The sequence below is a fragment of the Citrobacter sp. Cpa228 genome, assembly GCF_030333085.1.
GTDB lineage: Bacteria > Pseudomonadota > Gammaproteobacteria > Enterobacterales > Enterobacteriaceae > Citrobacter > Citrobacter pasteurii.
The window spans coordinates 93,571-117,918 of the sequence record NZ_JAOWGQ010000039.1 but is presented as its reverse complement, the minus strand read 5'-3'; the positions used below and the strand labels follow the sequence as shown (position 1 = coordinate 117,918).

The 24,348-nt window shown below is 51.3% G+C and carries 23 protein-coding genes; 15 read left to right on the top strand and 8 right to left on the bottom strand.

The features are described from left to right. The first annotated feature begins 215 nt into the window (after nt 1-215). Both OGX91_RS07200 and mdtD read left to right on the top strand, forming a co-directional pair. On the top strand, nt 216-920 hold the full coding sequence (locus OGX91_RS07200) for a FadR/GntR family transcriptional regulator (RefSeq protein WP_005120881.1): 705 nt from the start codon (nt 216-218) through the stop codon (nt 918-920). Between the two features lie 3 nt (nt 921-923). After that, complete coding sequence (gene mdtD, locus OGX91_RS07195; RefSeq protein WP_286625824.1) at nt 924-2,351, top strand: multidrug transporter subunit MdtD; 1,428 nt, start codon at nt 924-926, stop codon at nt 2,349-2,351. Here the strand turns inward: mdtD and rbsR are convergent. From rbsR to kup, 7 genes are all read right to left on the bottom strand, one after another. Then, complete coding sequence (gene rbsR, locus OGX91_RS07190) at nt 2,317-3,309, bottom strand: ribose operon transcriptional repressor RbsR (protein WP_086523518.1); 993 nt, start codon at nt 3,307-3,309, stop codon at nt 2,317-2,319. The genes mdtD and rbsR overlap by 35 nt on opposite strands. A 3-nt stretch (nt 3,310-3,312) precedes the next feature. Then, nucleotides 3,313-4,242 carry a ribokinase gene (gene rbsK, locus OGX91_RS07185; protein WP_005120884.1) on the bottom strand — a complete coding sequence of 310 codons (930 nt, stop codon included), beginning with the start codon at nt 4,240-4,242 and terminating at the stop codon, nt 3,313-3,315. A gap of 141 nt (nt 4,243-4,383) precedes the next feature. Beyond that, nucleotides 4,384-5,274 carry a ribose ABC transporter substrate-binding protein RbsB gene (gene rbsB / locus OGX91_RS07180; protein ID WP_003023760.1) on the bottom strand — a complete coding sequence of 297 codons (891 nt, stop codon included), beginning with the start codon at nt 5,272-5,274 and terminating at the stop codon, nt 4,384-4,386. A gap of 24 nt (nt 5,275-5,298) precedes the next feature. Then, nucleotides 5,299-6,264: a ribose ABC transporter permease gene (rbsC, locus tag OGX91_RS07175; protein ID WP_003023762.1), complete on the bottom strand. Its 966-nt coding sequence runs from the start codon at nt 6,262-6,264 to the stop codon at nt 5,299-5,301. A gap of 5 nt (nt 6,265-6,269) precedes the next feature. Then, a complete protein-coding gene (gene rbsA, locus OGX91_RS07170) occupies nt 6,270-7,775 on the bottom strand; it encodes a ribose ABC transporter ATP-binding protein RbsA (RefSeq protein WP_003023764.1) in 1,506 nt (501 codons plus the stop codon). 7 nt (nt 7,776-7,782) lie between these two features. Continuing rightward, nucleotides 7,783-8,202 (bottom strand): D-ribose pyranase, encoded by a 420-nt coding sequence (gene rbsD, locus OGX91_RS07165; protein ID WP_003023766.1) that lies wholly within the window; start codon nt 8,200-8,202, stop codon nt 7,783-7,785. Nucleotides 8,203-8,394: 192 nt separating this feature from the next. Further along, entirely contained in the window at nt 8,395-10,263 is a 1,869-nt protein-coding gene (gene kup / locus OGX91_RS07160; protein WP_005121443.1) for a low affinity potassium transporter Kup, read from the bottom strand. A 329-nt stretch (nt 10,264-10,592) separates the two neighbouring features. Between kup and ravA the strand changes: the two genes are divergently transcribed. Beyond that, the gene (gene ravA / locus OGX91_RS07155) at nt 10,593-12,089 is read left to right on the top strand and encodes an ATPase RavA (protein WP_286625822.1); all 1,497 of its coding nucleotides are present in this window, start codon (nt 10,593-10,595) and stop codon (nt 12,087-12,089) included. Further along, the gene (viaA, locus tag OGX91_RS07150) at nt 12,083-13,534 is read left to right on the top strand and encodes an ATPase RavA stimulator ViaA (RefSeq protein ID WP_286625821.1); all 1,452 of its coding nucleotides are present in this window, start codon (nt 12,083-12,085) and stop codon (nt 13,532-13,534) included. Before ravA ends, viaA begins: the two co-directional genes overlap by 7 nt. A 3-nt stretch (nt 13,535-13,537) precedes the next feature. Here the strand turns inward: viaA and asnA are convergent, their stop codons facing one another. Beyond that, on the bottom strand, nt 13,538-14,530 hold the full coding sequence (asnA, locus tag OGX91_RS07145) for an aspartate--ammonia ligase (RefSeq protein WP_005121446.1): 993 nt from the start codon (nt 14,528-14,530) through the stop codon (nt 13,538-13,540). Between the two features lie 151 nt (nt 14,531-14,681). Between asnA and asnC the strand changes: the two genes are divergently transcribed. The 11 genes from asnC (at nt 14,682) to atpG (ending at nt 24,323) form a co-directional block, all read left to right on the top strand. Then, on the top strand, nt 14,682-15,140 hold the full coding sequence (gene asnC / locus OGX91_RS07140; RefSeq protein ID WP_003023780.1) for a transcriptional regulator AsnC: 459 nt from the start codon (nt 14,682-14,684) through the stop codon (nt 15,138-15,140). A gap of 88 nt (nt 15,141-15,228) precedes the next feature. After that, nucleotides 15,229-15,678 carry an FMN-binding protein MioC gene (gene mioC / locus OGX91_RS07135; RefSeq protein WP_286625820.1) on the top strand — a complete coding sequence of 150 codons (450 nt, stop codon included), beginning with the start codon at nt 15,229-15,231 and terminating at the stop codon, nt 15,676-15,678. Nucleotides 15,679-16,050: 372 nt separating this feature from the next. After that, nucleotides 16,051-17,940, top strand: coding sequence for a tRNA uridine-5-carboxymethylaminomethyl(34) synthesis enzyme MnmG (gene mnmG, locus OGX91_RS07130; protein ID WP_040232301.1), 1,890 nt, complete (start codon nt 16,051-16,053; stop codon nt 17,938-17,940). Between the two features lie 108 nt (nt 17,941-18,048). Then, nucleotides 18,049-18,672 carry a 16S rRNA (guanine(527)-N(7))-methyltransferase RsmG gene (gene rsmG / locus OGX91_RS07125; protein WP_188231933.1) on the top strand — a complete coding sequence of 208 codons (624 nt, stop codon included), beginning with the start codon at nt 18,049-18,051 and terminating at the stop codon, nt 18,670-18,672. A gap of 614 nt (nt 18,673-19,286) precedes the next feature. Next, nucleotides 19,287-19,667 (top strand): F0F1 ATP synthase subunit I, encoded by a 381-nt coding sequence (atpI, locus tag OGX91_RS07120; protein WP_040232303.1) that lies wholly within the window; start codon nt 19,287-19,289, stop codon nt 19,665-19,667. Nucleotides 19,668-19,675: 8 nt separating this feature from the next. Further along, nucleotides 19,676-20,491 (top strand): F0F1 ATP synthase subunit A, encoded by an 816-nt coding sequence (atpB, locus tag OGX91_RS07115; protein WP_005121454.1) that lies wholly within the window; start codon nt 19,676-19,678, stop codon nt 20,489-20,491. A gap of 46 nt (nt 20,492-20,537) precedes the next feature. Beyond that, complete coding sequence (gene atpE / locus OGX91_RS07110) at nt 20,538-20,777, top strand: F0F1 ATP synthase subunit C (protein ID WP_000429386.1); 240 nt, start codon at nt 20,538-20,540, stop codon at nt 20,775-20,777. 59 nt (nt 20,778-20,836) lie between these two features. Further along, nucleotides 20,837-21,307: a F0F1 ATP synthase subunit B gene (gene atpF / locus OGX91_RS07105; RefSeq protein ID WP_040232304.1), complete on the top strand. Its 471-nt coding sequence runs from the start codon at nt 20,837-20,839 to the stop codon at nt 21,305-21,307. Nucleotides 21,308-21,321: 14 nt separating this feature from the next. Then, nucleotides 21,322-21,855, top strand: coding sequence for a F0F1 ATP synthase subunit delta (gene atpH / locus OGX91_RS07100; protein ID WP_005121457.1), 534 nt, complete (start codon nt 21,322-21,324; stop codon nt 21,853-21,855). A 12-nt stretch (nt 21,856-21,867) separates the two neighbouring features. After that, nucleotides 21,868-23,409 carry a F0F1 ATP synthase subunit alpha gene (gene atpA, locus OGX91_RS07095; protein ID WP_003827026.1) on the top strand — a complete coding sequence of 514 codons (1,542 nt, stop codon included), beginning with the start codon at nt 21,868-21,870 and terminating at the stop codon, nt 23,407-23,409. Between the two features lie 50 nt (nt 23,410-23,459). After that, a complete protein-coding gene (gene atpG / locus OGX91_RS07090) occupies nt 23,460-24,323 on the top strand; it encodes a F0F1 ATP synthase subunit gamma (RefSeq protein WP_005121458.1) in 864 nt (287 codons plus the stop codon). Nucleotides 24,324-24,348 lie beyond the last annotated feature (25 nt).

The window sequence follows — 24,348 nt, the reverse complement described above, 5'->3', positions numbered from 1 at the left end:
GCTTGCGTGCCGTTGTTCCGTGTCAGTGGAGGCGCATTATAGGGAGTTATTTCAGGCTGACAAGGGGAAATTTAAAATAACTTTCCGAATGCGTGTTTTTTCACCAAAACCACCATTAACATGCCATAAAATAAGCAATTTGCCGTTTTTGCAGCCGCAATCACACTCCCTGATGGCATACTAATGAATAAGAAAAAGCGTAAGGAAGAACATTCATGCCTTTAAATGCCCAACAGATAGCTGCCCAAAAGAATCTTTCCTATGTTCTGGCAGAAAAGCTGGCTCAAAGAATATTAAAAGGTGAATACGCACCCGGCGCTATCCTGCCAGGTGAAATTGAGTTGGGCGATCAGTTTGGCGTGAGCCGAACTGCAGTAAGGGAGGCAGTTAAGACATTAACGGCTAAAGGTATGGTATTACCGCGCCCACGTATTGGTACACGCGTTATGCCGCAGGCAAACTGGAACTTCCTCGATCAGGAGCTGCTCACCTGGTGGATGACGGAAGATAATTTCCCACAGGTCATCAAACACTTTCTGGTGATGCGTATTAGCCTGGAACCTCAAGCTTGTTCACTGGCGGCGACGATTGGTACGGCAGAGCAGAAAGCTCATCTCAATACACTAATGGAAGAAATGGTCGAGCTGAAAAGAAACTTCAGACGCGAACGTTGGATTGAAGTTGATATTGCCTGGCATGAGCACATTTATGAAATGAGCGCGAATCCATTCCTGATATCCTTCGCATCATTGTTCCATTCCGTTTATCAGACCTACTTTACGTCGATTACCTATAACGATGTGGTCAAGCTGGATTTGCACCAGTCCATTGTCGATGCAATAGAAGATAGCGATGGCGAACGCGCTTTTGCCGCCTGTCAGGCATTACTGATAGCACCGAACGAGCTCCCGGATAAATAATCTATGTCAGAAAAGAAATCGCGCAGTATGGCTGGGTTGCCATGGATAGCCGCCATGGCCTTTTTTATGCAGGCATTAGATGCCACTATCCTCAACACGGCCTTACCAGCAATAGCACATAGTCTTAACCGCTCCCCGCTTGCCATGCAATCAGCCATTATCAGCTATACCCTGACAGTCGCTATGCTGATCCCGGTGAGTGGATGGTTGGCTGACAGATTCGGGACCCGGCGCGTATTTATGATTGCCGTTAGCCTGTTTACGTTGGGATCGCTGGCTTGTGCACTTTCCAGCTCATTAAGTGAACTGGTGGTTTTCCGCGTGATACAGGGTATCGGTGGAGCAATGATGATGCCTGTTGCCCGTCTGGCATTATTGCGTGCTTACCCGCGCAGCGAACTGCTCACCGTACTTAATTTCGTGACCATGCCCGGTCTTGTTGGACCGATTTTAGGTCCGGTACTGGGTGGCGTGCTGGTAACGTGGGCCAGTTGGCACTGGATCTTCCTGATTAATATTCCCATCGGCATAGCCGGTATCTTCTATGCCCGCAAATATATGCCGAACTTCACCACCCCACGTCGCGGCTTCGATATGACCGGTTTCTTTCTCTTTGGTCTAAGCCTGGTACTGTTTTCCAGCGGTGTTGAGTTGTTTGGCGAGAAACTTGTTGCCAGTTGGGTCGCACTTGGCATTATTCTCGCCAGCATTGTGCTACTGCTCGCCTACATCCATCATGCGCGTCGCCATCCGACACCGCTGATTGCGCTTCCTATCTTTAAAACGCGAACCTTTTCTGTTGGCATCGCCGGAAACCTTGCTACTCGCCTGGGAACGGGATGCGTACCGTTCTTAATGCCGCTAATGCTGCAGGTAGGCTTTGGATACCCGGCACTCATTGCCGGTTGCATGATGGCTCCAACAGCGCTGGGGTCAATTCTCGCGAAATCAATGGTGACACAGGTATTGCGCCGACTCGGCTACCGGACCACGCTGGTCGGTATTACAGTATTCATCGGCCTGATGATTGCACAGTTCTCTTTGCAGTCTCCAGCCATGCCGGTCTGGATGCTAATTCTGCCACTGTTCATTTTAGGTATGGCGATGTCCACTCAGTTTACCTCAATGAATACCATTACTCTGGCCGATTTGACTGATGAGAACGCCAGCAGCGGCAACAGCGTTTTAGCCGTTACGCAGCAGCTGTCTATTAGTTTAGGGGTTGCCATTAGTGCCGCGGTTCTGCGTATCTACGAAGGTATGGAAGGAACCAATACGGTCGAGCAGTTCCACTATACCTTTATTACAATGGGCGCGATCACCGTCGTATCGGCGCTGATGTTTATGCTGTTAAGAGCCAAAGATGGGCGCAATCTGATTAAAGAGCGGCATAAGCCTAAACCGACCCCCGCTCCATCAGAACAGGAGTAAGCTGCAAGCGCTGCTGCTGCAATGCGGGCTGCGCCATACGGTGGATTAACACATCAATGGCCAGTTCACCCAACTCATCTTTCGGTTGGTGAATAGTTGTCAGCGGCGGCGTCATATAGCGCGCCAGTTCTATGTCATCATAACCGACTACCGCCATATCCTGCGGGATACGCAATCCAGACTGGTACAGAGCCTGATACGCGCCGACCGCCATCGCGTCATTGCCGGTAAAAACAGCCTGTGGGCGGTCTTTATGCGACAACAACGTTTGCATAGCTTCAAACCCACCGCCAAACTCGAAGTCACCGGTGATCTCGTAACCGTCCGGGATAGCCAGCCCTGCACGCTTCATTGCCGCGCGATACCCTTCCAGACGCAGACGCGCCGGTGTTTTATCCAGAGGGCCCGTGATGCAGGCAATGCGCGTAAACCCTTTTTCGATCAGATGCTGGGTGGCTAAATCCCCACCTAGCAGGGAGTTATCCTGAATAAGATCGCTTTCACCATCAAAAGGCGACCAGTCCATCATAACGGTGGGTATAGAAGGGTAACGCTGCATGATTTCTCTGGAAGGCTGATGTGTTTCCGTGCAGAGCAGCAGCAAGCCGTCTACCCGCTTTTGCATCAACGTTTCCAGATTACGGTTCATACGCTGCTCATCACCTTCAGTGTTGCACAACACCAGGCTGTAACCGCGCTCAAAGCAGCTACGTTCAACACCACGAACCAGCTCAGAGTAAAAGGGATTGGTACTGGCTGTGATTAACATGCCAATAGTGCGGGTCTGATTCAGTTTGAGACTACGCGCCAACGCGGAAGGCGCATAGTTAAGCTCTTTGATCGCCGCATCAACTTTGTCAGTGATCGCCTCACTGACAAAGCGATCTTTATTAATGACGTGAGAAACCGTCGACGTGGAAACACCCGCCAGGCGGGCAACGTCCTTCATTGTAGCCAAGCGTTACCTCTGTTGACTTAAAAACGCTTCGATTTCTTCACGCCATGGAACGGAAGGCTGTGCACCTTTACGTGTGACCGCAATTGCCGCGGCAGCATGTGCAAAACGGATGGCTTCCGATAGCGGAGTCTCTTCCAGTAACGCCGTAATTAACGCGCCGTTAAAAGTATCCCCGGCGGCGATGGTATCAACCGCGTCAACTTTAAAACCCGGTACTCGCTGACCTTCACCGTTTACGCTGGCCCACACACCGCGACTCCCTAAGGTAATCAGTACAGTACGAATACCCTTCGCGTGCAACGCCTGCGCCGCTTTAGCCGCATCTTCATCATTTTCTACCCGGATCCCCGTCAGCTTTTCAGCCTCGGTTTCATTCGGGGTAATAATATCCACCAGCGCCAGCAGCTCGTCAGAAAGTTCACGTGCCGGAGCTGGGTTAAGGGCGACCGTGGTCTTATTCTGATGGGCAATTTTTGCCGCAGCCAACACGCTTTCGATAGGTGATTCTAATTGCATCAGTAACGCAGACGCCTGCGCAATACGCTCACGCTGTGCTTCTACCAAAGCCGGAGAAAGAGCAGCATTCGCGCCGGCATGTATACCGATAACGTTCTCACCTTCAGCATTCACAAAAATTAGCGCCACACCGGTCGATTCACCCGAAATAACGCTAATCGGGGCAATATCAATATTATCGCGGGCTAACTGTTTACGAACACTTTCGCCAATATCGTCATCACCCGTACAGGCAATGAACGCGATATTCGCGCCACTACGCCCTGCAGCAACCGCCTGATTCGCGCCTTTACCGCCAAACGCCACCTGATATTGACTACCGGTTACGGTTTCACCCGGTGTCGGGAAAGAGTTAAGGTTGAGGATGTGATCGGCATTAATGCTGCCAAGAACAACGAGGTTGCCTGCGGTTTTCATGTTAGGTATTCCAAGTCAAAGTGCGCCACCGGGTTAGGGTGGCGCGTGCCCTGCTTTTCTTTTTACGCTTTCATCTTCAGAACCAGGTCTAACGATGGCGTATTTATGTCTCCATCAGGCCGCGAGCGGCCTGAATCGGTATTACTGCTTGATGACCAGCTTCAGGTCAACCGGATATTTAGCCTGAACCTTCTCGCCTTTCAGGACTTTATCCGCAGTCTCAACGCCTTTCGCGCCAATCTGATCCGGCAACTGAGCAATGGTCGCAGCCAGTTTGCCATCATTTACTGCTTTTTCGCCATCAGGTGTGCCGTCAAATCCAACCACCATCACATCAGATTTACCCGCGGTTTGCAGTGCGCGCAGCGCACCCAGCGCCATTTCATCGTTCTGAGCAAATACGGCCTGCACGTCAGGATGTGCTGTCAGCAGGTTCTGCATGACGTTCAAACCTTTAGTGCGGTCGAAGTCTGCCGGCTGGCTGGCCAGTACGTTAAATTTGTGTGCCGCAACGGCCTGCTGGAAACCTTCGCCACGCTCACGCGCCGCGGACGTTCCGGCAATCCCCTGCAGTTCGATAACTTTCGCGCCTTCACCTGCTTTCTTCGCGATGTAATCACCGGCAATTTTGCCGCCCAGCACGTTATCAGATGCAATATGGCTTACCACTTCGCCTTTAGACGCTACGCGATCAAGGGTGATAACCGGAATTTTCGCCTGGTTAGCCATCTTCACAGCGTTACCCACGGCATCGGAGTCAGTCGGGTTGATCAGCAGAATTTTGGTCCCGCGAACCGTTAAATCCTGAACGTTAGCCAGCTCTTTCGCCGGGTTGTTCTGCGAGTCCAGAATCACCAGGTTGTAGCCCAACTTATCCGCCTCTTTTTGCGCGCCATCTTTTAGGGAGACAAAGAACGGGTTATTGAGGGTGGAGACCACCAGCGCAATGGTATCTTTCGCCATCGCATTCGCGCTCACGGTGGCGCTTAGCGCAACAGCAGAAACCAGGGTAGCCAGTTTTTTCATGTTCATATTTAAGATGTCCTGTAATCGTTGTTACTGCTTTTTGTTGTCTACCAGTACCGCCAGCAAAATAACCACCGCTTTGACGATCATCTGGTAATAGGAGGATACACCTAACAAATTCAACCCATTATTGAGGAAACCAAGAATCAATGCGCCGATCAGCGTCCCAACAATTCTCCCTTTACCACCCGCCAGGCTGGTACCGCCTAATACCACCGCGGCGATAGCATCCAGCTCATAGCCGGTACCTGCCGTCGGTTGCGCAGAGGAGAGGCGCGCGACTTCAATGATGCCCGCCAGCGATGCCAACAGACCGCACAGTGAGTAAACGATAATTTTGATTTTACTGACGCTGATACCGGACAGACGCGTTGCCGCTTCGTTACCGCCCAGCGCATAGATATAACGCCCCAAACGCGTGTGGTGCAGCATGTACCACGCCGCGAGGAAGACAATCCCCATGATCCACACCGGCGTCGGGACGCCTAACGGACGACCAATCCCGAACCAGCCAAACAGATCGGCATTATCAGTAAACCCGGTGTTTACCGGACTACCGTTGGTGTAAACCATGGTCACACCGCGCAGCAGCAGCATCATCACCAGCGTCGCGATAAATGCCTGCACGCGACCTTTCGCGACAATCACCCCGGTTACCGCGCCAATGGCAGCGCCGAGCGCCAGAGCCGCAGCAACAGCCACCAGCGCATTGACTTCAATCCCGACAATCGAAGCCGCAACCGCGCCGGTCAGCGCCAGTAAGGAACCGACGGACAGGTCGATACCCGACGTCAGGATGACCAGCGTCATGCCGACCGCCATGATGGCGTTCACCGACGTTTGCTGGAGAATGTTGAACAGGTTATTAACGGTAAAAAAGTTGGGGCTCATGGTGGAAACAATCGCGATCAGCACTAACAGAGCGATGAGCGACTTTTGCTCCAGAAGCCATGCTTTAGTGAAATAACGGCGACCAGAAACAGCCTGGGTAGTCATCTTTTTTACTCCTGATTCACGCGATTGAGCTTGCCCACAGCGGCAGCCATTAATACTTCCTGAGTGGCCTGCTCGCGAGTGAATTCACCGCCGAGATGCCCTTCATGCATAACGATAATTCGATCGCTCATGCCCAATACTTCTGGCATCTCAGAAGAGACCAGAATGATACTCAGCCCATCAGCCTTAAACTGGTTGATAAGCTGATAGATTTCTTTTTTCGCCCCAACATCGACGCCGCGCGTCGGCTCATCGAGGATCAGCACTTTTGGCCGGGTCATCAGACCGCGCGCAATCGCTACTTTCTGCTGGTTACCACCGGAAAGAAGGCCGATAGCCTGTTCCATCGATGGCGTTTTAACATTGAACAGGCGAATAAAATCACCCACCGCCTGCTGCTCATCTTTATGTTTAAGGCTTCCGCCTGCACGGCTGAAATAGCGCAGCGCGGTCAGTGACATGTTCTCTTTCACCGACATGCCGAGCACTAAACCATCGCGTTTACGGTCTTCAGAAATATAGACGATGCCATTAGCCAGTCCATCCTGCGGCGAACGGGTGACAACTTCATGGCCATCAAGCGTGACGTAACCGCTGGTGCGCGGCAATGCGCCGTACAACACTTTCATCAGCTCGGTACGTCCGGCACCCATCAGCCCCGATACGCCAAGGATCTCGCCTTTACGCAGCGTGAATGACACATCGTTTACGCCAGGGCCGCACAGATTATCGACCTTCAGGCGAATATCACCCGGCGCTTTTTCCAGACGCGGGTACTGATCTTCCAGCTTACGTCCCACCATCATTTCAATCAGCGAGTCTTCGGTAAGCGATGCGACTTCACGCTCGGCAATAAACTGCCCGTCACGGAAGACGGTTACGTCGTCGCAAATCTCGAAGATCTCTTTCATGCGGTGAGAAATATAGACAATGCCGCGACCCTGGGATTTCAGTTCGCGGATGACGCGGAACAGGGATTCGGTTTCGGTGTCGGTGAGGGCATCCGTCGGTTCATCCATAATGATGACCTTCGATTCAAAGCTCAGCACTTTGGCAATTTCGACCATCTGCTGATCGCCAATCGACAGCTCACCGACCAGCCTGTCGCTTTTAAAGCGCAGATTGAGTTTAGCGAGCAGCAGATCGGCTTCGGCGTACATCTTTTTCCAGTCAATTTTGCCAAAGCGATTCACAAACTCGCGACCGAGAAAAATGTTCTCGGCAATAGTGAGTTGCGGGATCAGGTTCAGCTCCTGGTGGATGATACCGATTCCGGCTTCCTGGGAGGATTTCGGGCCGTTAAAGGTGGTCTCTTTACCCAGCCACAATAAGGAACCGGCATCACGGGTGTAGATTCCGGTCAGCACCTTCATCATGGTGGATTTGCCCGCGCCGTTTTCGCCCACCAGCGCCATTACGCGGCCTGGGTAAACATTCAGCGCGGCGCCGGATAGCGCTTTTACGCCCGGGAACGCTTTATCGATCCCTTTGAGTTGCAGTAATGCGTTCATGATGGCCTCAGAACGTGACGCCAGCACAGAGAATGATATTCGCATACGGAGAACATTCTCCGCTGCGAATTACCGCCTGACTGTCTGCGGTTTGTTTTTTGAATTGTTCATGCGTGGTGTAACGAATTTCTATGGTGTTTCCCTGGTGTTGTTGCAGTTGCTCAATGTGACTGAGCAACGTTTCGTGGAGTTGCGGATTATGTTGTTTAATTTCCGACGCGAGAATGGCCGCCTCGACCTGCATTTCACGTGTAACCACATCCAATACCTGCATAAAAGAAGGTACGCCCTGGGTTAATGCCATATCGATACGCGTTGTGCTGTTCGGGATGGGTAAACCTGCATCACACACCACCAGCGTATCGGTATGCCCCAGACGGGAGATCACCGATGAAATTTCAGAGTTGAGTACCGTGCCTTTCTTCATTTTCTTTCCCCACTAGCGAAACGTTTCGCTGAAGATAAGTGTAGTTCGAAGAGTAGACAGAAAACCACCGCGACGTTACGAAAATGTGATCACCATCGAAACGTTTCGCAAGGATTATCATGAGATGAAAAGAAAACTGAGAGGGGTCAAACAAAACGCCCCCTTTCACGATGAAAGAGGGCGTTAACAACATTAAATCTCGACCTGCGTACCGAGTTCAATAACCCGGTTCGGTGGGATTTCAAACTGGTCCGGCGCGCGCAGCGCATTGCGCTGTAGCAGCAGATACAACTTGCCGCGCAGGCGCAGATACCATGGCCGCTTGCCGACAATCAACGACTCGTGCGACATAAAGAAGGAGGTTTCCATCATCCGACAGCTTAAGCCTTCCAGACCGCAGCGGTGGAATACTTCTTCAACGTTTGGCGTTTCACGCCAACCGTAGCTGGCCACCACGCGCCAGAAGGTAGGCGACAATTGCTCAATCTGCACTCTACGTACATTGTGTACATAGGGCGCATCTTCCGTACGCAGCGTCAGTAGAATAACGCGTTCATGCAACACTTTGTTGTGTTTGAGATTATGCAGCAGCGCAAACGGGATAACGTTCAACGCACGGGACATATACACCGCTGTTCCCGGCACGCGTACCGGTGGGGATTTCTCCAGCGAGGCAATCATCGCCTCCAGAGAGTTGCCGTGCTCATGCATGCGACGCAGCAGACGGAAGCGTTCGCTTTTCCAGGTCGTCATAATAGTGAACATCACCAGACCCAGCGTCAGAGGCAGCCAACCACCGGAAATCAGTTTATCGAGGTTCGCGGAGAACAACGGAATATCAACGCACAAGAACGCCACCAGAATCAGGAAGACGAAGTATTTATTCCAGTGCCAGTTTTGCCGCGCCACGGTGGTCGACAGAATGGACGTCAGTACCATCGTTCCCGTTACCGCAATACCATACGCAGCAGCCAGATTACTGGAGTGCTCAAAGCTCACGATCACGATAACCACGGCGAAATAAAGCATCCAGTTTACGAAAGGAATATAGATCTGACCCGATTCCATTTCTGAGGTATGGATAATCCGCATCGGCGATAAATAACCCAGACGCACAGCCTGGCGCGTCAGTGAGAATACGCCGGAGATAACCGCCTGAGAGGCGATAACCGTTGCCAGAGCGGCAAGGATCAGCAGCGGAATCAGCGCCCAGTCCGGTGCCAGCAGGAAGAACGGGTTTTTAATCGCTTCGGGATGCTTTAACAGCAATGCCCCCTGACCAAAATAATTCAACACCAGCGAAGGCAATACGACGGAGAACCATGCCAGGCGAATCGGTAACTTACCGAAGTGACCCATATCCGCATACAGCGCTTCAACACCGGTAATCGACAGCACCACCGCGCCCAGCGCAATAAAGGACAGCGTTTTGAATTCCAGAAAGAAATGCACAGCCCAATACGGATTTAGGGCATGCAACACTTCCGGATTTGCAATAATGCTGCGTGCACCCAGCACGGCAAGTACCAGGAACCATATCAGCATAATCGGCGCAAACAGCTTACCGACCATGCCGGTACCGTGTTTTTGAATCAAAAACAGCAGGGTCAGTACGATAATAGAGAGAGGAACAATCCAGGTGTCCAGTTGTGGAGCAATAATCTCCAGACCTTCAATCGCCGACATCACCGAAATCGCTGGCGTAATCACCACCTCGCCATAGAAAAAGCTGCCGCCAATCAATCCCATAATCACCAGCATCGAGGTCGTTCGCGCCGACGTATTACGCCCGGCTAACGACATCAACGTCAGGATCCCGCCTTCCCCGGCGTTATCAGCACGCATAACAAATGACAGATACTTAACGGAAACAACCAGAATCAGCAGCCAGAAAATCAGCGAGAGAAAGCCAAATACGGCATCACGTTCAACGCCAAAACCAAACTGGCCGGACAAACATTCACGAAGCGTATAAAGTGGGCTGGTACCAATATCACCGTAGACAACCCCAATGGCCGCAAGGGTAATCGCAGACAATGATTGTTTATTATCAGTGCTCATAGACTCGTCTTTCGTTTATACACATCATCTTTCACGCCACTCCGTCTGGGCTGCATTCGTTATTCCCCCCATCCCAGGAGAAAACTCCATTGCCACCTTGGTGTAGATTGATTGATTTGGTGTATATATAAGAAATGTGTGCGTCGTCCCTTGGCCCACAAAAAGGCGCACAGTATGCACGATTAATCATAAAATCGTACCCCTAAATGTGACCAGATTAATCTGGCTCAAAGAATACTTAGCGCACCTTCAGTCTATTAATGTACAGGTGCGGAGCATCTATACTCGCAGTTCACGCAGTACATTTGGCGAAAGGACGCCACTTCATTATGGCTCACCCACATTTATTAGCGGAAAGAATTTCCCGTCTGAGCAATGCGCTGGAAAAGGGACTTTATGAACGTAGCCACGCCATTCGTCTGTGTCTGCTGGCAGCACTCAGCGGCGAGAGCGTTTTCTTATTAGGCCCACCCGGGATAGCGAAAAGCTTAATTGCCCGCCGACTGAAGTTTGCTTTCCAAAATGCGCGCGCCTTCGAATACCTGATGACGCGCTTCTCGACACCTGAAGAGGTCTTCGGCCCGCTGTCCATTCAGGCGCTTAAAGACGAAGGTCGCTATGAACGCTTAACGGCAGGCTATCTTCCTGAAGCTGAAATCGTTTTTCTCGATGAAATCTGGAAGGCGGGCCCGGCGATTCTTAACACCCTGCTGACCGCCATCAACGAACGCCATTTCCGCAACGGCGCGCATGAAGAGAAAATCCCGATGCGCCTGCTGGTGGCAGCCTCCAACGAACTGCCTGAAGCAGACAGCAGCCTGGAAGCGCTGTACGACCGTATGCTGATACGCCTGTGGCTGGATAAAGTTCAGGACAAAGCCAACTTCCGCTCGATGCTGTTAAGCCAGCAGGATGAAAGCGACAACCCGGTCCCGGCGTCATTACAGGTGACAGATGAAGAGTATTACCAGTGGCAAAAGGACATTGGCGCCATCAAGCTTCCCGATCGCGTGTTTGAGCTTATTTTCACCCTACGCCAACAGTTGGACACGCTGCCGAATGCCCCCTACGTGTCCGATCGTCGCTGGAAAAAAGCCATTCGCTTGCTCCAGGCCAGCGCCTTCTTTAGCGGACGTGATGCGGTCGTCCCTATTGATCTCATCCTGTTGAAAGATTGCCTGTGGTACGACGCACAAAGCCTGAATCTGATGCAGCAGCAGTTGGAAATATTGATGACCGGGCACGCCTGGCAGCAACAGGCCATGCTGACGCGTCTGGGCAGCATTGTGCAGCGCCGCATCCAGCTCCAGCAGCAGCAAAGCGATAAAACTGCGTTTACGGTGATCCGTCAGGGCGGCATGTTCAGCCGTCGTCCTCATTATGATTTACCGCCGGAAGCCACATCCTCAATCGTGACATTACTGCTGCAAAAGCCCCTGAAGCTGCATGATATGGAAGTCATCCATATTGCTTTTGATCGTAGCGCACTGGAACTGTGGTTAACCAAAGGCGGTGAGATCCGCGGAAAATTAAACGGGATCGGATTTGCCCAGACGCTGAATATGGAAGTCGACAGCGCTCAGCACCTGGTCGTACGCGACGTCAGTTTGCAAGGTTCCCGACTGGCACTACCCGGTGCATCAGAAGAAAGCATGCCCAATGAGATAAAGCAGCAGCTTGAAGCGCTCGACAACGAATGGCACCAGCAGCACAGCGAATTTAGTGAACAGCAAAAATGTCTGTTTATTCATAGTGACTGGTTAGGCCGCATTGAAGCCAGCCTTCAGGACGTCGGAACACAGATCCGACAGGCACAACAATGCTGACCCTTGATACGCTAAATATCATGCTGGCGGTCGGCGAAGAGGGGATGATTGAAGAGATGATCATCGCACTGCTGGCTTCCCCGCAGATGGCGGTCTTTTTCAAAAAATTTCCCCGGCTAAAAAAAGCGATTACTGACGATGTCCCCCGCTGGCGTGAAGCGTTACGTAACCGCCTCAAAGATACCCACGTACCGCCGGAGCTCACAGAAGAGGTCATGTGCTATCAGCAAAGTCAGCTCCTCTCCACTCCGCAGTTTATCGTCCAGCTACCGCAAATCTTAGCGCTCCTGCACCGACTCCACTCACCATGGGCTGGACAAGCGCAGCAACTGGTCGATAACAACAGTACTTTTACGCCCGCACTGCATACGCTTTTTCTTCAGCGCTGGCGCCTGAGCCTGGTGGTTCAAACCACCACGCTTAATCAGCAGCTACTGGAAGAAGAACGCGAACAGTTGCTCAGTGAAGTGCAGGAACGGATGACGCTCAGTGGCCAACTGGAACCTGTGCTGGCGGAAAATGACAACGCAGCGGGTCGGTTGTGGGATATGAGCGCGGGTCAAATCAAGCGCGGTGATTATCAACTGATGGTGAAATACGGCGAATTCCTGACGCAACAACCTGAACTCCAGCGTCTGGCTGAGCAATTAGGTCGTTCCAGAGAGGCGAAATCCGTGCCGCGTAAAGATGCGCCAATGGAAACCTTCCGTACCCTGGTGCGCGAGCCGGCCACCGTCCCGGAGCAGGTGGATGGCATCCAGCAAAGCGACGATATCCTGCGCCTGCTACCGCCGGAGCTGGCGACGCTGGGCATTACCGAACTGGAATACGAGTTCTACCGTCGGCTGGTGGAAAAACAACTGCTGACTTACCGCCTGCACGGCGAAGCGTGGCGTGAGAAAGTCACGGAACGACCGGTGGTGCATCAGGATTTTGACGAGCAGCCGCGCGGGCCCTTTATTGTCTGCGTCGATACGTCGGGATCGATGGGCGGATTTAATGAGCAGTGTGCGAAAGCCTTTTGCCTCGCACTAATGCGCGTGGCTCTCGCCGATAACCGTCGCTGTTTCATCATGTTATTTTCGACAGAAGTTGTGCGCTATGAGCTATCCGGTCCGGAAGGCATTGAGCAGGCAATCCGTTTTTTAAGCCAGCGTTTTCGCGGTGGTACAGACATTGCCAGCTGTTTTCGCGCCATTATTGAACGTATGCAAGGTCGGGAATGGTTTGATGCCGATGCGGTGGTGATTTCGGATTTTATCGCCCAGCGATTACCTGACGAAGTTGCCAACAAAGTGGGGGAATTGCAACGAGTGCACCAGCATCGTTTCCATGCGGTGGCGATGTCAGCACATGGCAAACCCGGCATCATGCGCATTTTCGATCATATCTGGCGCTTTGATACCGGGATGCGAAGCCGCCTGCTCAGACGCTGGCGGCGTTAATTTTTACAGCAGAGATGCGACGCTTTCACGTACCTGAGCCGGCCACACACCGCACTGAACCTGGCCAATGTGCGGCAACTGCAGCAGCAGCATCGTCAGGCGTGACTGTCCAATCCCTCCACCAATCGTCTGCGGCATTTCACCGCGCAGCAGCGCCTGGTGCCATTCCAGACTCAGGCGATCTTCATCGCCGGTCAGAGCAAGCTGGTGTTTCAGCGCATCGGCATCCACGCGGATCCCCATAGAAGACAGTTCAAACGCATCTTCCAGTACCGGGTTCCAGACCAGAATATCACCGTTCAAACCAGCATGACCCAGCTCGGAGGCTGAACTCCAGTCATCATAATCTGGCGCACGAACATCGTGGCGGTGACCGTCACTGAGTTTACCGCCGATCCCGACCAGGAACACCGCGCCCAGCTCTTTAGCGATTGCACGTTCACGACCTTTTGCATCAAGATCAGGGTAGCGAGATAACAGCTCCTGGCTATGCACAAAGTGGATCTGCTCCGGCAAGAACGGTGCCAGACCAAATTCTTTGCTTACCGCAGCTTCGGTGGCCTTAATTCCCGCCCAGATAGCCTCTACTGTGCTTTTCAGAGTGGAAAATTGACGCTCGCCGTCGCCCATCACGCGCTCCCAGTCCCACTGGTCAACATATACTGAGTGCAGCGGGGAGAGGCGATCTTCATCGGGACGCAGGGCCTTCATATGCGTGTACAGCCCTTCGCCTGCGCTAAAGTCGTGTTGTCCTAACGTTTGACGCTTCCACTTCGCCAGGGAATGAACCACTTCGAACTGAGCGTCTGGCAATGCTTTAACCTTCACCTGCACCGCTTTTTCACAGCCCGACAAGTTATCCTGCGTGCCATCTCCTACGCGGCTGAGGATCGGAGCCTGAACTTCGATCAGACCTAAACGCTCTTCCAACTGACGAGAAAAATGAGATTTTACGAAGCTAATTTGACGTTGTTTGGCAATGTAAGCGGTTTTCATTATGTGTACTCCTGTGTCCTGTTGCCTATGATTAAGCAACAGAATGAGGGTAATATTCAATAATCAACAAACAAAAAGCCAACTTCGATTTTGATTCGTTAAAATTAACGTCTAAAATAGAGTGAATCATCAATCTACATAAGAAAAACCTATGGAAAATTATCAGATCGACAATCTGGACCGCGGCATTCTTGACGCCCTGATGGAAAATGCCCGTACCGCCTACGCAGAATTAGCCAAACAGTTCGGCGTCAGTCCAGGGACAATTCACGTTCGTGTAGAAAAGATGAAGCAGGCAGGGATTATTACTGGCGCACGTATTGATGTCAGTCCAAAACAACTGGGTTATGACGTCGGCTGCTTTATCGGCATTATCCTGAAAAGTGCGAAAGACTATCCGTCAGCGCTGGCCAGACTGGAAAGTCTCGATGAAGTGACCGAGGCGTATTACACCACCGGGCACTACAGCATCTTTATTAAGGTGATGTGTAAATCTATCGATGCCCTGCAACAGGTACTTATCAACAAGATCCAAACAATTGATGAAATTCAGTCCACTGAAACTTTGATCGTGTTGCAGAACCCGATCATGCGTACCATCAAGCCCTGATCGCTTTTTTTAATCCCCTGGTTTTCCACAGGTAGATCCCAACTCGCTCACAGCGTACAATGCTGCCTCTTCATCGAGGTAGCGATCAATGGCAGATATCACTCTTATCAGCGGTAGCACGCTTGGCAGTGCGGAATATGTAGCAGAACATCTGGCAGAAAAGCTGGATGACGCCGGTTTTTCCAGCGAAATACTGCATGGACCGATGCTCGACGAGGTTCCAACTCACGGGGTTTGGCTGGTAATCAGCTCAACGCACGGTGCGGGAGACATTCCTGATAACCTGCAACCTTTATATGACGCATTGCGCGAGCAGAAACCGGATCTTTCGCAGGTACGCTTTGGTGCCATCGGCATTGGAAGCCGCGAATATGACACGTTCTGCGGTGCGATTGACAAGCTGGAAGCTGAACTGAAGGCCTGCGGGGCGAAACAGATCGGTGAAACGCTCAGGATCAACGTACTGGAACATGAAATTCCGGAAGATCCGGCTGAAATTTGGTTGGGATCCTGGCATCCATTGTTCAGAGATTTGTAAAGATCGTACTTTTTTATGTGGATAACTCTGGTTAAAAGCTTGGATCAACCGGTAGTTATCCAAAGAATAACTGTTGTTCAGTTTTTGAGTTGTGTATAACCCTTCATTCTGATCCCAGCTTATACGGACCAGGATCACCGATCATTCACAGCTAATGATCCTCAACAACTTGTTGATCTTATTCAAAGGATCGCCCTTATCCACAGATAGTTGCGATCCTAATAAGAGATCACAATAAAACAGATCTCTAAATAAAAAGATCTTCTTTTTAATACCCAGGATCCGAAGTCTTTCTCCATCGACTAAAGTTGAGTAGAATCCACGGCCCGGGCTTCAATCCATTTTCACACCGCGTTATGCGAGGCAATTACCATGTTTTATCAGGATCCTTTTGACGTCATCATCATTGGCGGGGGTCATGCAGGCACCGAGGCCGCAATGGCTGCGGCGCGAATGGGTCAACAGACCCTGCTGTTGACACACAATATCGACACTCTGGGACAGATGAGCTGCAACCCGGCGATTGGCGGCATTGGGAAGGGACACCTGGTAAAAGAAGTGGATGCGCTTGGCGGCCTGATGGCAACTGCAATTGACCATGCCGGTATCCAGTTTAGAATACTAAACGCCAGCAAAGGCCCGGCAGTTCGCGCCACCCGTGCTCAGGCGGATCGCGTGCTCTATCGTCAGGCTGTACGTACTGCGTTGGAGAACCAGCCGAATCTGATGATCTTCCAGCAAGCGGTTGAAGATCTGATTGTTGAAAACGATCGTGTTGTCGGTGCAGTGACTCAGATGGGTCTGAAGTTCCGTGCCAAAGCGGTTGTATTAACCGTAGGAACCTTCCTCGATGGGAAAATTCACATTGGTCTGGACAACTACAGTGGTGGCCGTGCTGGCGATCCGCCGTCTATCCCACTGTCACGCCGTTTGCGTGAACTGCCGCTGCGCGTTAGCCGTCTGAAAACCGGCACACCGCCGCGTATTGATGCGCGTACCATCGATTTCAGCGTACTTGGTCAGCAAAACAGCGATAACCCAATGCCGGTCTTTTCGTTCCTTGGCGATGTTTCTCAACATCCACGCCAGATGCCGTGCTACATCACGCATACTAACGAGAAAACCCATGACGTGATCCGTAATAACCTCGATCGTAGCCCAATGTACGCTGGTGTGATCGAAGGTATCGGCCCACGTTACTGCCCGTCGATCGAAGACAAAGTGATGCGCTTTGCCGATCGTAACCAGCACCAGATCTTCCTGGAGCCAGAAGGACTGACGTCTAACGAAATTTACCCGAACGGTATTTCCACCAGCCTGCCGTTTGACGTGCAGATGCAAATTGTCCGCTCCATGCAGGGGATGGAAAACGCCAAAATTGTCCGCCCTGGCTATGCGATTGAGTATGATTTCTTCGATCCGCGCGACCTGAAACCTACTCTGGAAAGCAAGTTCATTCAGGGTCTGTTCTTTGCTGGTCAGATTAACGGTACAACCGGTTACGAAGAAGCCGCTGCGCAAGGTTTGCTGGCGGGTCTGAACGCCGCACGCTTGTCCGCTGACAAAGAGGGGTGGGCACCTGCGCGTTCTCAGGCCTATCTTGGTGTGCTGGTGGATGACCTGTGTACGCTGGGCACCAAAGAACCGTACCGCATGTTTACTTCGCGCGCAGAATACCGTTTGATGCTGCGCGAGGATAACGCCGATCTCCGTCTGACCGAGATTGGTCGTGAACTGGGTCTGGTGGGGGATGAACGCTGGGCGCGCTTCAATGAAAAACTGGAACGCATCGAACAAGAACGCCAGCGTCTGAAATCAACCTGGGTAAACCCGTTAGCGGAGTCTGCAGCAGAAGTGAATGCTCACCTGGCTACGCCTTTGTCACGTGAAGCCAGCGGTGAAGATTTGCTGCGTCGCCCGGATATGACCTATGCCCAGTTGACCTCTTTATCTGCGTTCGCACCTGCGCTTGATGATGCTCAGGCCGCGGAACAGGTTGAAATTCAGGTGAAATACGAAGGATATATCGCCCGTCAGCAGGATGAAATCGAAAGACAACAGCGTAACGAGAATACGTTGCTGCCTGCGACTCTGGATTATCGTCAGGTTTCCGGTTTGTCGAATGAAGTTATTGCCAAGCTGAACGATCACAAACCGGTATCAATTGGCCAGGCATCGCGCATTTCTGGTGTCACGCCAGCCGCCATCTCCATTCTGCTGGTTTGGTTGAAAAAACAAGGTATGCTGCGCCGTAGCGCTTAATGTGTTGGAAATTGCCCGGTGGCGCTACGCTTACCGGGCCTACAAATATCTTCTGTAGGCCGGATCGGGCGAAACCGTCATCCGGCAGAATTAAAACAGGTAACGACCGTGCTCAACAAACTCTCTCGTCTGCTGGCTGATGCCGGTATTTCTCTTACCGATCACCAGAAAAATCAGCTGATTGCGTATGTCGATATGCTGCATAAATGGAACAAAGCGTACAACCTGACGTCGGTGCGGGATCCCAACGAAATGCTGGTGCGCCATATTCTGGATAGCATTGTCGTCGCGCCGTACCTGAAGGGCGAGCGTTTTATCGATGTCGGTACTGGACCGGGCTTACCAGGAATTCCTCTTTCTATCGTGCGTCCTGCGGCGCATTTCACACTGCTGGATAGCCTGGGAAAACGCGTACGTTTTCTGCGTCAGGTACAACATGAACTTAAACTGGATAACATCACTCCAGTGCAAAGCAGGGTAGAAGAATTCCCTTCCGAGCCACCTTTTGATGGCGTGATAAGTCGTGCTTTCGCGTCTCTTAACGACATGCTGAGCTGGTGCCACCATTTACCTGGTCAAAACGGGCGTTTTTATGCTTTAAAAGGGCAATTACCGGAAGATGAGATCGCCACATTGCCTGCGACGTTCAGCGTAGAATCAGTTGTAAAATTACGGGTTCCACAACTGGATGGTGAGCGTCATTTGGTGGTTATTAAGCCAAACAAAATTTAATTTTTATCAAAAAAAATAGAAAAAAAACGGCTCTTCAGGTGTTAAAAGTCATAGGGAATAGTGTGGTTAAATGTCGTTACATTTCACTAATGTCTTACGGTTTTGCATCATAACTATAACGTACCGTTTTTTGTTAAAAGTGAAACAAGTCAACTGTGAAAATATCAGCCTGCTAAAAATAGAATCAAAGAATCACCGCTTGTGTTAATTTTTTATTATAAATGTCAATGGGTGGTTTTTTTGTTGTTATTCGCTATTTTTAAAACAGTAACGAATTTTAGGCTTAAATATCAAAAAGTTGAAATGGCATCATTTGCCAAGTAAATAAATAGTGCCGGGGCGAATATGCTTAATATGTGATCTGGTGCACGCTTTGCAGCCAGTGTTTACGCGGCTTTTGCAGTTTTGCATGATCGTTCACAGTTTGCCGAAAAGTAATAAATGTGGCCTGGAGAAAAATATTTAAACATTTATTCACTTTTTAGCTACTTATTGTTTGAAATCACGAAGCCGCACCGTATAATTTGACCGCTTTTTGATGCTTGACTCTAAGCCATAAAGAACGTTTTATACGACACGCGGCATACCTCGAAGGGAGCAGGAGTAAAAACGTGATGTCTATGTCGCTCTTGAGTCGAAACGTTGCTCGTAAGCTTTTGCTCACACAGCTTCTGGCGATAATAGCAAGTGGATTGCTGTTTAGCCTCAAAGACCCTTTCTGGGGCATCTCCGCATTGTGCGGGGGATTGGCAGTGTTACTGCCTAATATGTTTTTTATGATATTTGCCTGGCGTCACCAGGCACATACACCAGCAAAGGGTCGAGTGGCCTGGTCGTTCGCTTTCGGCGAAGCCTTCAAGGTGTTAGCGATGCTGGTTTTGCTTGTGGTGGCGTTGGCGGTTTTGAAGGCGGTGTTCTTACCGCTGATCGTTACGTGGGTTTTGGTGCTGGTGGTTCAGATACTGGCACCGGCTGTAATTAACAACAAAGGGTAAAAGGCATCATGGCTTCTGAAAATATGACGCCGCAGGAATACATAGGGCACCATCTGAATAACCTTCAGTTGGACCTGCGTACTTTCTCGCTGGTAGATCCGCATAACCCCCCAGCCACCTTCTGGACGCTCAATATTGACTCCATGTTCTTCTCGGTGGTGCTGGGTCTGTTGTTCCTGCTTATGTTCCGTAGCGTTGCTAAAAAGGCAACCAGCGGCGTACCAGGGAAATTTCAGACCGCGATTGAGCTGGTAATCGGCTTTGTTCATGGCAGTGTCAAAGACATGTACCATGGCAAAAGCAAGGTTATCGCACCGCTTGCCCTGACGATCTTCGTTTGGGTCTTCCTGATGAACCTGATGGATTTACTGCCAATCGACCTGCTGCCGTATATTGCTGAGCATATACTGGGCCTGCCGGCGCTGCGCGTGGTTCCGTCTGCGGACGTAAACATCACCCTGTCGATGGCGCTGGGCGTGTTTATCCTGATTCTGTTCTACAGCATCAAAATGAAAGGCATCGGCGGCTTCGCGAAAGAGTTGACGCTGCAGCCGTTCAATCACTGGGCGTTCATTCCTGTCAACTTAATCCTTGAAGGGGTAAGCCTGCTGTCCAAACCAGTTTCTCTTGGTCTGCGACTGTTCGGCAACATGTACGCTGGTGAGCTGATTTTCATTCTGATTGCTGGCCTGTTGCCGTGGTGGTCACAGTGGATTCTGAATGTGCCGTGGGCCATTTTCCACATACTGATTATCACGCTGCAAGCCTTCATCTTCATGGTTCTGACGATTGTCTATCTGTCGATGGCGTCTGAAGAGCATTAATTTACCAACACTACTACGTTTTAACTGAAACAAACTGGAGACTGTCATGGAAAACCTGAATATGGATCTGCTGTACATGGCTGCCGCTGTGATGATGGGTCTGGCGGCAATCGGTGCTGCGATCGGTATCGGCATCCTCGGGGGTAAATTCCTGGAAGGCGCAGCGCGTCAACCTGATCTGATTCCTCTGCTGCGTACTCAGTTCTTTATCGTTATGGGTCTGGTGGATGCTATCCCGATGATCGCTGTAGGTCTGGGTCTGTACGTGATGTTCGCTGTCGCGTAGTAAGCGTTGCTTGAATTAAGAGCAATATCAGAACGTTAACTAGATAGAGGCATTGTGCTGTGAATCTTAACGCAACAATCCTCGGCCAGGCCATCGCGTTTGTCCTGTTCGTTCTGTTCTGCATGAAGTACGTATGGCCGCCATTAATGGCAGCCATCGAAAAACGTCAAAAAGAAATTGCTGACGGTCTTGCTTCTGCTGAACGAGCACATAAGGATCTTGACCTTGCAAAGGCCAGCGCGACTGACCAGCTGAAAAAAGCGAAGGCGGAAGCTCAGGTAATTATCGAGCAGGCAAACAAACGCCGCGCTCAGATCCTGGACGAAGCTAAAACTGAAGCAGAGCAGGAACGTACTAAAATCGTGGCACAAGCGCAGGCGGAAATTGACGCCGAGCGTAAACGTGCTCGCGAAGAGCTGCGTAAGCAAGTTGCTGTCCTGGCTGTTGCTGGCGCCGAGAAGATCATCGAACGTTCCGTGGATGAAGCTGCTAACAGCGACATCGTGGACAAACTTGTCGCTGAACTGTAAGGAGGGAGGGGCTGATGTCTGAATTTATTACGGTAGCTCGCCCCTACGCCAAAGCAGCTTTTGACTTTGCCGTTGAGCACCAAAGCGTTGACCGTTGGCAGGATATGCTGACGTTTGCCGCTGAGGTGACGAAGAACGAACAAATGGCAGAGCTTCTCTCTGGCGCGCTGGCGCCGGAAACGCTCGCTGAGTCGTTTATCGCAATCTGCGGTGAGCAGTTGGACGAAAGCGGTCAAAACCTGATTAAGGTAATGGCTGAAAATAACCGTCTTAATGCGCTCCCGGATGTTCTTGAGCAGTTTATTCACCTGCGTGCAGCCAGTGAGGCTATCTCTGAGGTAGAAGTCACTTCTGCCAATGCACTGAGTGATGAACAGCTTACGAAGATTAGTGCAGCGATGGAAAAACGTCTGTCACGCAAAGTTAAGCTGAATTGCAAAATCGATAAGTCTGTAATGGCAGGCGTAATCATCCGTGCGGGTGATATGGTCATTGATGGCAGCGTACGCGGCCGTCTTGAGCGCCTTGCAGACGTCTTGCAGTCTTAAGGGGACTGGAGCATGCAACTGAATTCCACCGAAATCAGCGAACTGATCAAGCAGCGCATTGCTCAGTTCAGTGTTGTGAGTGAAGCTCACAACGAAGGTACTATTGTTTCTGTAAGTGACGGTGTTATCCGCATCCACGGTCTTGCTGACTGTATGCAGGGGGAAATGATCTCTCTGCCGGGTAACCGTTACGCTATCGCACTGAACCTGGAGCGCGACTCTGTAGGTGCAGTTGTGATGGGTCCATACGCTGACCTCGCCGAAGGCATGAAGGTTAAGTGTACGGGGCGTATTCTGGAAGTTCCGGTTGGCCGTGGCCTGCTGGGTCGTGTGGTGAACACTCTGGGTTCCCCTATTGACGGTAAAGGTCCGGTTGATAACGATGGCTTCTCGCCAATCGAAGTTATCGCACCAGGCGTAATCGAACGTCAGTCCGTCGATCAGCCGGTACAGACCGGTTATAAATCCGTTGATGCCATGATCCCAATCGGTCGTGGTCAGCGTGAGTTGATCATCGGTGACCGTCAGACCGGTAAAACCGCGATGGCGATCGATGCCATCATCAACCAGCGTGACTCCGGCATCAAATGCGTGTACGTGGCTATCGGCCAGAAAGCGTCCACCATTTCTAACGTGGTTCGTAAACTGGAAGAACACGGCGCACTGTCCAACACCATCGTTGTTGTGGCGACCGCGTCTGAATCTGCTGCACTGCAATATCTGGCACCTTATGCTGGTTGCGCAATGGGCGAATACTTCCGTGACCGCGGTGAAGATGCACTGATCGTTTATGATGACCTGTCCAAACAGGCTGTTGCTTACCGTCAGGTTTCCCTGCTGCTCCGTCGTCCACCAGGACGTGAAGCATTCCCAGGCGACGTATTTTACCTCCACTCCCGTCTGCTGGAACGCGCATCCCGCGTTAACGCGGAATACGTTGAGAAATTCACCAATGGTGAAGTTAAAGGTAAAACCGGCTCCCTGACCGCTCTGCCGATTATCGAAACCCAGGCGGGTGACGTTTCTGCGTTCGTTCCGACCAACGTAATTTCCATTACCGATGGTCAGATCTTCCTGGAAACCAACCTGTTCAACTCCGGTATTCGTCCGGCAGTTAACCCGGGTATCTCCGTATCTCGTGTAGGTGGCGCAGCGCAGACCAAGATCATCAAGAAACTGTCCGGTGGTATTCGTACCGCACTGGCGCAGTATCGTGAACTGGCAGCGTTTTCTCAGTTCGCTTCCGACCTTGACGAAGCTACGCGTAAGCAGCTGAGCCACGGCCAGAAAGTAACGGAACTGCTGAAGCAGAAACAGTATGCCCCAATGTCTGTTGCACAGCAGGGTGTGGTGCTGTTTGCGGCTGAACGCGGTTACCTCGAAGATGTGGAACTGGCGAAAATCGGTAGCTTCGAAGCCGCTCTGCTGGCTTACGTTGACCGTGATCACGCTCCGCTGATGCAAGAGATTAACCAGTCCGGTGGCTATAACGATGAAATCGAAGGCAAGCTGAAAGCTATCCTCGATTCCTTCAAAGCAACCCAGTCCTGGTAACGTCTGGCGGTCTGTCTTAGGACGGACCGCAAGGCATTGAGGAGAAGCTCATGGCCGGCGCAAAAGAGATACGTAGTAAGATCGCAAGCGTCCAGAACACGCAGAAGATCACTAAAGCGATGGAGATGGTCGCCGCTTCCAAAATGCGTAAATCGCAGGATCGCATGGCGGCCAGCCGTCCTTATGCAGAGACCATGCGCAAAGTGATTGGTCACCTTGCGAATGGCAATCTGGAATATAAGCACCCTTACCTGGAAGAACGCGACGTTAAGCGCGTGGGCTACCTGGTGGTGTCGACCGACCGTGGTCTGTGCGGTGGCTTGAACATTAACCTGTTTAAAAAGCTGCTGGCGGATATGAAAACATGGTCCGATAAAGGCGTTCAGTGCGACATCGCAATGATCGGCTCTAAGGGCGTGTCTTTCTTTAATTCCGTAGGCGGTAACGTGGTTGCTCAGGTAACCGGTATGGGGGATAACCCTTCCCTGTCCGAACTGATCGGCCCGGTTAAAGTGATGCTGCAGGCCTACGATGAAGGTCGTCTGGACAGACTGTACGTTGTCAGCAACAAATTTATTAACACCATGTCTCAGGTTCCGACTCTCACTCAGCTGCTGCCTTTACCGGCTTCAGAAGATGAAGAGTTAAAACAAAAAGCCTGGGATTACCTGTATGAACCAGACCCGAAACCGCTGCTGGATACCCTGCTGCGTCGTTACGTTGAATCTCAGGTTTATCAGGGCGTGGTAGAAAACCTGGCCAGCGAGCAGGCCGCACGTATGGTGGCGATGAAAGCCGCGACCGACAATGGCGGCAGCCTGATTAAAGAGCTGCAGTTGGTATACAACAAAGCTCGTCAGGCCAGCATTACTCAGGAACTCACCGAAATCGTCGGTGGTGCATCCGCGGTATAACCAGGTTAATTCGTAGAGGATTCAA

Excerpts from the sequence above, each read along its gene's own strand:
- OGX91_RS07200 (WP_005120881.1), top strand. The coding sequence starts at position 216 with ATGCCTTTAAATGCCCAACAGATAGCTGCCCAAAAGAATCTTTCCTAT.
- mdtD (WP_286625824.1), top strand. The coding sequence starts at position 924 with ATGTCAGAAAAGAAATCGCGCAGTATGGCTGGGTTGCCATGGATAGCC.
- rbsK (WP_005120884.1), bottom strand. The coding sequence starts at position 4,242 with ATGAAAACCGCAGGCAACCTCGTTGTTCTTGGCAGCATTAATGCCGAT.
- rbsB (WP_003023760.1), bottom strand. The coding sequence starts at position 5,274 with ATGAACATGAAAAAACTGGCTACCCTGGTTTCTGCTGTTGCGCTAAGC.
- rbsC (WP_003023762.1), bottom strand. The coding sequence starts at position 6,264 with ATGACTACCCAGGCTGTTTCTGGTCGCCGTTATTTCACTAAAGCATGG.
- rbsA (WP_003023764.1), bottom strand. The coding sequence starts at position 7,775 with ATGAACGCATTACTGCAACTCAAAGGGATCGATAAAGCGTTCCCGGGC.
- rbsD (WP_003023766.1), bottom strand. The coding sequence starts at position 8,202 with ATGAAGAAAGGCACGGTACTCAACTCTGAAATTTCATCGGTGATCTCC.
- kup (WP_005121443.1), bottom strand. The coding sequence starts at position 10,263 with ATGAGCACTGATAATAAACAATCATTGTCTGCGATTACCCTTGCGGCC.
- ravA (WP_286625822.1), top strand. The coding sequence starts at position 10,593 with ATGGCTCACCCACATTTATTAGCGGAAAGAATTTCCCGTCTGAGCAAT.
- viaA (WP_286625821.1), top strand. The coding sequence starts at position 12,083 with ATGCTGACCCTTGATACGCTAAATATCATGCTGGCGGTCGGCGAAGAG.
- asnA (WP_005121446.1), bottom strand. The coding sequence starts at position 14,530 with ATGAAAACCGCTTACATTGCCAAACAACGTCAAATTAGCTTCGTAAAA.
- asnC (WP_003023780.1), top strand. The coding sequence starts at position 14,682 with ATGGAAAATTATCAGATCGACAATCTGGACCGCGGCATTCTTGACGCC.
- mioC (WP_286625820.1), top strand. The coding sequence starts at position 15,229 with ATGGCAGATATCACTCTTATCAGCGGTAGCACGCTTGGCAGTGCGGAA.
- mnmG (WP_040232301.1), top strand. The coding sequence starts at position 16,051 with ATGTTTTATCAGGATCCTTTTGACGTCATCATCATTGGCGGGGGTCAT.
- atpI (WP_040232303.1), top strand. The coding sequence starts at position 19,287 with ATGTCTATGTCGCTCTTGAGTCGAAACGTTGCTCGTAAGCTTTTGCTC.
- atpB (WP_005121454.1), top strand. The coding sequence starts at position 19,676 with ATGGCTTCTGAAAATATGACGCCGCAGGAATACATAGGGCACCATCTG.
- atpE (WP_000429386.1), top strand. The coding sequence starts at position 20,538 with ATGGAAAACCTGAATATGGATCTGCTGTACATGGCTGCCGCTGTGATG.
- atpH (WP_005121457.1), top strand. The coding sequence starts at position 21,322 with ATGTCTGAATTTATTACGGTAGCTCGCCCCTACGCCAAAGCAGCTTTT.
- atpA (WP_003827026.1), top strand. The coding sequence starts at position 21,868 with ATGCAACTGAATTCCACCGAAATCAGCGAACTGATCAAGCAGCGCATT.
- atpG (WP_005121458.1), top strand. The coding sequence starts at position 23,460 with ATGGCCGGCGCAAAAGAGATACGTAGTAAGATCGCAAGCGTCCAGAAC.